Annotated in this window: 7 protein-coding genes and 1 tRNA gene; 6 read left to right on the top strand and 2 right to left on the bottom strand. The window is 72.1% G+C overall.

The window, feature by feature from the left end; all coding sequences use genetic code 11:
- Positions 1-947, top strand: a 947-nt coding sequence (locus ACR9ZG_RS17390; RefSeq protein WP_481286102.1) for a sensor histidine kinase, incomplete at its 5' end; no start/stop codon positions are given.
- Here the strand turns inward: ACR9ZG_RS17390 and def are convergent.
- Complete coding sequence (gene def / locus ACR9ZG_RS17385; RefSeq protein ID WP_481286101.1) at positions 944-1,510, bottom strand: peptide deformylase; 567 nt, start codon at positions 1,508-1,510, stop codon at positions 944-946. The genes ACR9ZG_RS17390 and def overlap by 4 nt on opposite strands.
- Before the next feature lie 41 nt (positions 1,511-1,551).
- Between def and ACR9ZG_RS17380 the strand changes: the two genes are divergently transcribed.
- The 3 genes from ACR9ZG_RS17380 (at position 1,552) to ACR9ZG_RS17370 (ending at position 3,949) form a co-directional block, all read left to right on the top strand.
- Positions 1,552-2,517, top strand: a complete 966-nt coding sequence (locus ACR9ZG_RS17380) for a DMT family transporter (protein ID WP_481286100.1) — start codon at positions 1,552-1,554, stop codon at positions 2,515-2,517.
- An 88-nt stretch (positions 2,518-2,605) separates the two neighbouring features.
- Positions 2,606-3,859, top strand: a complete 1,254-nt coding sequence (locus ACR9ZG_RS17375) for a glycosyltransferase (RefSeq protein WP_481286099.1) — start codon at positions 2,606-2,608, stop codon at positions 3,857-3,859.
- A gap of 16 nt (positions 3,860-3,875) precedes the next feature.
- A tRNA-Ile gene (locus ACR9ZG_RS17370) sits at positions 3,876-3,949 on the top strand.
- A 31-nt stretch (positions 3,950-3,980) separates the two neighbouring features.
- On the opposite strand, the gene ACR9ZG_RS17365 is transcribed toward ACR9ZG_RS17370, so the two are convergent.
- Positions 3,981-5,564 (bottom strand): molybdopterin-dependent oxidoreductase, encoded by a 1,584-nt coding sequence (locus ACR9ZG_RS17365; RefSeq protein ID WP_481286098.1) that lies wholly within the window; start codon positions 5,562-5,564, stop codon positions 3,981-3,983.
- Between the two features lie 141 nt (positions 5,565-5,705).
- Between ACR9ZG_RS17365 and ACR9ZG_RS17360 the strand changes: the two genes are divergently transcribed.
- Together ACR9ZG_RS17360 and ACR9ZG_RS17355 are read left to right on the top strand one after the other, a co-directional pair.
- Positions 5,706-6,365 (top strand): fasciclin domain-containing protein, encoded by a 660-nt coding sequence (locus ACR9ZG_RS17360; protein WP_481286097.1) that lies wholly within the window; start codon positions 5,706-5,708, stop codon positions 6,363-6,365.
- Between the two features lie 91 nt (positions 6,366-6,456).
- The coding region (locus ACR9ZG_RS17355; protein WP_481286096.1) for a hypothetical protein at positions 6,457-6,855 on the top strand (399 nt) is incomplete at its 3' end.

Here is a 6,855-nt window from a genome sequence, read left to right as displayed (position 1 = left end):
AGATGTGTATAAGAGACAGGGATCGTCCGGGCCGCGCCGCGGCCGCCGTCGGAAGGACCAGCATGACCCCGCTCACCACCGTCGTCGTCGCCGCCGTGGCGCTCGGCCTGATCGCGGCGGTCCTCCTCGTGCTCTGGCTGCGCGAGCGGGCAGCCCATCGCCGCCTCCGCGACGCGCGCGAGGAGTCCGAGTGGGACCGGATGGACCGCGAGCTGGAGCTCGCCGAGCAGGCCGGGCGGTTCCGCATCGCCGGCGAGCTCGGTGACGTGACCGTGCAGGCCGTCGCCCGCCTCGCGACGCAGGCCGAGGGCATCCGCTACGCGGCCGGCTCCGACCCCGCCGCGGCGCTCCGGTCGACAGAGGCGCTGGAGGCGGCCGCCCGCGAGGCGCTGGCCGACCTCCGCCGCCTGCAGGACGTCGTGCGCGACGGCGGCGCCGCCGGACTGCCGCAGCCGAGCCTCCCGTCGGCCCGCGACCTGTTCCGGCTGATGCGCGAGGCCGGGATCGACGTGGCATTCACCGAGTCGGGCGAGCGGTTCGCGCTGCGGCCGGGCGCCGAGCTCGCCGTCTTCCGCATCCTGCAGGTGAGCCTGGAGAACGCGCTCACCCACGGCGGCCAGGGCACGCATGTGGCCGTCGGCTTCTCGTGGACGGCCGAGGGCCTCCAGGTCGGCATCGACGACGACGGGATCCGCGCCGCGGCGCGCCGGAAGGGGCTCGACCGGGAGGGCATCGACCAGGCCACCGCGTACTCGATCGAGGACGACCTCGCCGCGGTCACGGCGCATTTCGAGGGCGCGGGGCTCAACGAGCTGCGCGAGCGCGCCGCGCTGTTCGGCGGGGTGCTGAGCGCCAAGACGGTTCCCGGCGTCGGCTTCTCGCTCTCCGTCGTGTTCCCGGCGCTGCGGCACCACAACGGCATCCACGGCGTCGGACTGCGGCGCTAGTCCTCCAGGTGGTCGCGGCCGGGCAGCCAGCTGAGCCCGGGGACGCCCCAGCTGTTCTTGCGCTGCGCCTTCTGCGCCGCCTTGCCGTACGGATGGCCCAGCCGGTCGACGTACAGCACGCCGTCCAGGTGGTCGTACTCGTGCTGGAAGATGCGCGCGAGCCAGCCCTCCGCCGTGACCTCGAACGGCCGCTGGTCGAGGTCGACCGCCTGCAGGATCGCCCGCTCGGCCCGGCGCAGCGGGAAGCGCTCGCCCGGGAACGAGAGGCAGCCCTCCGACTCGGAGTCCTCGTCGACGGGACCGACCGGGAGCGGGCTCAGCCACAGCACCGGGTTGATCGCGACCCCGCGGTGCACCACGTCGTCGTCGTCCGTCCAGCCGTACACGAACAGCCGCAGCGGCACGCCGACCTGCGGGCCGGCCAGCCCGACGCCGGGCGCCTCGTCCATCGTCTCGAACATGTCGTCCACGAGCGTGCGCAGCTCGTCGTCGAACACCGTCACCTCGGCGGCGGGGGAGTGGAGGACGGGGTCACCGGTGATCCGGATGGGAAGGACGGCCATTCCAGAAGACTATCCGGATCATCTTTCGGTAGGGTCATGGGGTGGGTACGGAACTGATGGACGCGCTGGACCTCTCGTACCAGCCCAGCCAGCTCCTGGGCATCCCCGTCGCGCTCGTCGGCGCCTGCTTCCTCTCGATCGGCGCGCAGCTCCAGCACCACGGCGTCGCCAAGGTCGAGGCGAACACCAAGAACGCGAACGGCGGCCTGAGCGGGCGCCAGCTCGGCCTGCTGCTCGCCCGGCCCTCCTGGGTCATCGGCACGCTGCTGCTCGGCCTCGCCATCGTGTTCCAGCTGGTCAGCCTCAAGCTGTCCCCGCTCATCCTGGTGCAGCCGCTCGGCGTCGTGGGGCTCGTCATCACCAGCATCCTGAACGCCAAGGTCAGCGGCGTGCGGCTCAACCGGCAGTCGATCCTGGCGGTCAGCCTCTGCGTCAGCGGCGTCGGCGCGTTCGTGCTCATCGCGGCGGTGTTCGCCCGTGACCTGCCCGTGACCAGTCGCGCCCTGGTGGTCATCCTGATCATCCTCGGGGTCGTGCTCATCGCCTTCGCCCTCCTGTTCTGGTTCCTGCGGCACCGGTTCAAGGCGATCATCTACATCGTGGGCGCCGGCGTGCTCTACGGCTTCGTCGCGACGCTCGCGAAGGTCGTCATCGACCGCGTCTCCAACGCCGAGTGGGACTGGCTGCTCGTGCTCTGCATCGTCGCGCTGCTGGCCGCGGCCGCGCTCGGCGCGTACTTCGTCCAAAACGCCTACTCGTCAGGGCCGCCCGACCTCGTCATCGCCGGCCTCACCGTCATCGACCCGCTCGTCGCCGTGACCATCGGCATCGTCGTCCTCAACGAGGCGGCCGGAGCGCCGTGGTGGGCGATGGTGGGCTTCGCGGTGACCGGCGCCATCGCCATCTACGGCGTCTTCCAGCTCGCCAAGCACCACCCGCAGACCGGCTCCGACGCGCCGGTGGCCGACCGGGTGTCGGACGCGGCGCGGGAAAGCACTCTAGACTAGGCCGTTGAATCGGCCGAGCCGACGGGTTCGGCATGCGAAGACCATCGCCGGTTCCACCTCCCGGCCCACGACCGTAGGGATACACCACGTGCCTGATCCGAGCGGAACGAACAGTACCCCGCCCGCCCCGGCTCCGAAACCGCCGCTGACCATCGTCATGGGATGCGACACCTTCCCGCCGGATGTCAACGGCGCCGCCCGTTTTGCGGAGCGTCTCGCGGCGGGGCTCGTCGAGCGCGGCCACGACGTCCACATCGTCGCGCCCGCCGCGAGCCGCGCGCACGGGGCGTGGGTGGAGGAGCACGAGGGCACCACGATGACCGTGCACCGGCTGCGCAGCTGGCGCTGGTACCCGCACGACTGGCTGCGCTTCGCCCTGCCGTGGATGAGCAAGGCCAACGCCAGCCGTGTCCTCGATGCGGTGAAGCCGGATGTCGTGCACATCCAGTCGCACATCGTCGTCGGCCGCGGGCTCGCGGCGGAGGCGCAGAAGCGCGGCATCCGCATCGTCGCCACGAACCACGTCATGCCCGAGAACATCGTCGAGTTCACGCTCCTGCCGAAGTTCCTCCGCAAGACCTTCGTGCGCCTCGCCTGGCGCGATGGCCGCAAGAGCTTCGACCGGGCCGAGTCGGTCACCACGCCGACCCGCCGTGCCGCCCAGTTCCTGGAGGACGCGACCGGCCTGCGCGGGGTGCACGCCATCTCGTGCGGGATCGACGCGCACAACTACACGCCGGACTTCACGCCGCGCACGGCGAACCGCATCCTCTTCGTCGGCCGCGTCACGGGCGAGAAGCACCTGGACGTGCTGCTCAACGCTGTGAAGCTCCTCCCCGCCTCCCTCGACGCCACGCTCGAGATCGTCGGTGGCGGCGACCAGCTGAAGAACCTGCAGAGCATGGCGGAGACCCTCGGCATCGCCGACCGGGTCACCTTCACCGGCTACGTCACCGACGAGGAGCTGCGCCAGGCGTACACGCGCGCCACCGTCTTCGCGATGCCGTCGATCGCCGAGCTGCAGTCGATCGCGACGATGGAGGCCATGGCCTCCGCGCTCCCGGTCGTCGCGGCCGACGCGATGGCGCTGCCGCACCTCGTGCACGACGGCGAGAACGGCTACCTGTTCCGCCCCGGCGACGCGCAGGACCTCGCGGACAAGCTCGAGAACGTGCTCACCCTCCCGCAGGAGGAGCTCGACCGGCTCAAGAACGCGTCGCTGCGCATCGTCGCCTCGCACGACATCCAGACCACGATCAGCACCTTCGAAAGCCTGTATCGTGGTGAGCCGGTGGCCGACCCGGTGACGGACACGGCCTCCCGCGTGCCCACCCCGGAGTGACCGGGCGCACGCAGCCGGGGCGGTAGCTCAGCTGGTCAGAGCATCGGACTCATAATCCGCCGGTCACGGGTTCAAGTCCCGTCCGCCCTACCGACACACGCCATGCGCGGCCTACCCCGCGTCACTCCACGCGGACGAGCGTCGACTGCCAGCCGGTGGAGCCGTTCGGTGCGATCGGCGCGCGCTTCTGCTCCTGGAGGCGACCCGCCCTGTCGGTGGCGCGGACCGAGAGCGTATGGCTGCCGGGAGCCGCGTCCCAGTCGAGCGCCCACTGCACCCAGGTGTCCGGGTCGACCGGCGCGGAGAGCCGCGCCTCCTGCCACTCGCCGCCGTCGATCCGCACCTCCACCCGTCCGATGCCGACCGTCTGCGCCCAGGCGACGCCGGCGACCGTGACGCGCCCGGCCTGGACCGGCTTGTCGACGCGCGGGGTGTCGATGCGGCTCGACAGCTTGATCGGCGCCTTCGCGCTGTAGCCGCGGGAGGTCCAGTAGGCCTCATCGGCGGCGAAGGTCGTCACGGTGAGTCCGCTGAGCCACTTGGTGGCGGAGACGTAGCCGTACAGGCCGGGGACGACCATCCGCACCGGGAAGCCGTGCTCGAGGGGTAGCGGCTCGCCGTTCATCCCGACCGCGAGGATCGCGTCGCGTCCGGGATCGGTCAGCGCGTCGAGCGGCGTTCCGGCCGTGAAGCCGTCGACGCTGCGCGAGAGCACCATGTCGGCGCCGCGCCGCGGTCGGGCCAGCGCGAGCACGGTCCTCAGCGGGACGCCGAGCCAGCGGGCCGTGCCGACCAGGTCGCCGCCGACCTCGTTGGAGACGCAGGTCATCGTGATGGCGTACTCGTCCAGGCCCAGCCGCAGCAGCTCGTCGAAGCCGAGGTCCACCTTCCGCTCGACCATGCCGTCGATGCGGAGCCGCCAGGTGGCCGGATCGACGGCGGGCACGCTCAGCGCGGTGTCGACGCGGTAGAAGTCGGCGTTCGGAGTGAACAGCGGCGTCAGCCCGGGGATGCGGAGCTCGGCGTCGGCCGGGACCGTCACCCGCGTCCGCGGGTCCGGCAGCCGGAGGGCGCGCCGCACCGCCGCGATCGATGACGTGGCGGCGGAGGCGAGCCGTCCGCCCACGCCGCCCGCGACGGCGAGCACGGCCCCCGTGGCGGTCAGGAGCAGGAAGCCCCGCCGGTCGACGCGGGCGGACTCTCCGTCGGGAGCCGCGGAGCGCCACCTCCGCAGCCGTCCGATCAGGAGGCGCAAGGCGAGGACCGCGACGATCCCGCCGATGACGGCCGGCAGGGCAGCGAGTGCTCCGAGCCCCGAACGCGTGACCGCCGCGACGGCGGCCGCCAGCGCCGCAAATGCGAGGAGGATCTGGCCCCGGGCGCGCCACCGCAGCTCCACCAGTCCGGCGAGAGCGGCGAGGGCGGCCGCCGCCAGCCCGAGGGAGCCGAGCAGGAACACCTTGTCCGCCGCGCCGAAGAGCTGGATGGCGAGCTCCTTGGCCCAGCGCGGTACGACATCGACGACGAAGGAGCCGACCGCGAGCAGCGGACCGGACGCGGGTCCGAGGAAGACCGCCACGAGCTCCGCGACGCCGAGCAGCAGCCCGCCGCTCACGAGTCCTCCCAGAGCGGCCCAGGCGAGCGCCGCGCGGTCGTGCCGGGCTGTGCCGGGCTGCGGGTCGGTCGTCGTCTCTGGTGCCGTCATACCGGTTGTTCGGCGCGGAGGGCGCGGACGGATTGACCTGGATCTCCAATCCGATCCGGTCCGGGGTCCGAACCACCTGCAAGAGCCGCTCCGGTTCCCCGCTCCGCACCTCGAGAAGCACCACCCAGAAGGAGAAGAACAATGCGCACCTCTGCACGACTCGCCGCGGCCGGCATCCTCGCCGCAGCCGCCCTCGCCCTCACCGCCTGCTCGTCGGGCAGTGCCTCCTCGGAGCCCTCCAGCGACTCGGGCTCGTCGATGAGCTCGTCCACCCCGTCGGCCTCCACCATGGACCCGGCCGCCGACCTCGTCGGTCCCGGCTGCGCCGCCTACGCTGAGCAGGTCCCGGACGGCGCCGGCTCCGTCGAGGGCATGTCGGAGGCTCCCGTCGCCACCGCGGCGAGCAACAACCCGCTGCTGACCACCCTGGTCGCGGCGGTCTCCGGGAAGCTCAACCCGAAGGTCGACCTGGTCGACACCCTCAACGGCGGCAAGTTCACCGTCTTCGCGCCGGTCGACGACGCGTTCAAGAAGATCGACGCCGCGACGCTCGACACCCTCAAGACCGACGCCGGCGCCGAGACGCTGACGAAGGTCCTGACCTACCACGTGGTCCCCGGTCAGCTGTCGCCGACCGAGGTGGTCGGCACGCACAAGACCGTCGAGGGCGCGGACGTGACCGTCTCCGGCTCCGGTGACGACCTGAAGGTGAACGACGCGAGCGTGATCTGCGGCGGCGTCCACACCGCCAACGCGACCGTGTACCTCATCGACTCGGTGCTGATGCCGCCGGCCGAGTGACGCGCAGCCGCACCACCGTCCGGGCAGTCCGGCCGCTCCCTGCGAGCGGACGGGCTGCCCGTTCGCGTCGTCCGGGGGTACCGTTCAGGCCATGGACACAACCGGATGGATCGTTCTGATCGTCGTGGTCGTGGTGGTCATCATCGTGATCGCCGTGATCGCGCTGCTGGTCGCACGACGGCAGCGCGCCGAGGCGGGTCGCCGCAAGGCGGAGGAGCTGCGCCGATCGGCCGCCGAGGACGACCTCGCCGCCCGCGAGCGGGAGGCCAAGGCGGCCCGCGCCGCCGCCGACGCGAAGCAGGCCGAGGTGGAGGCGGAGCGGTTGCGCCGAGAGGCCGACGCCCGCCAGTCCTCCGCCGCCGACGTGCGCTCGGAGGCGGACGAGAAGCTGCGCCGCGCCGACAGCGCCGACCCGGACGTGCGGACCGACCGCCACGGCAACCGCGTCGGCGACACCGCCGACGACGGCCGCACCACGACGGCGGCGGTC

The organism is Leifsonia sp. KNZ12-8B (assembly GCF_056755495.1).
This window is presented reverse-complemented; position numbering and strand designations above follow the sequence as displayed.

What these genes read in the sequence shown, in the direction of transcription:
- ACR9ZG_RS17365 (WP_481286098.1), bottom strand. Translation starts at nt 5,564, where the DNA reads ATGACGGCACCAGAGACGACGACCGACCCGCAGCCCGGCACAGCCCGG.
- def (WP_481286101.1), bottom strand. Translation starts at nt 1,510, where the DNA reads ATGGCCGTCCTTCCCATCCGGATCACCGGTGACCCCGTCCTCCACTCC.
- ACR9ZG_RS17360 (WP_481286097.1), top strand. Translation starts at nt 5,706, where the DNA reads ATGCGCACCTCTGCACGACTCGCCGCGGCCGGCATCCTCGCCGCAGCC.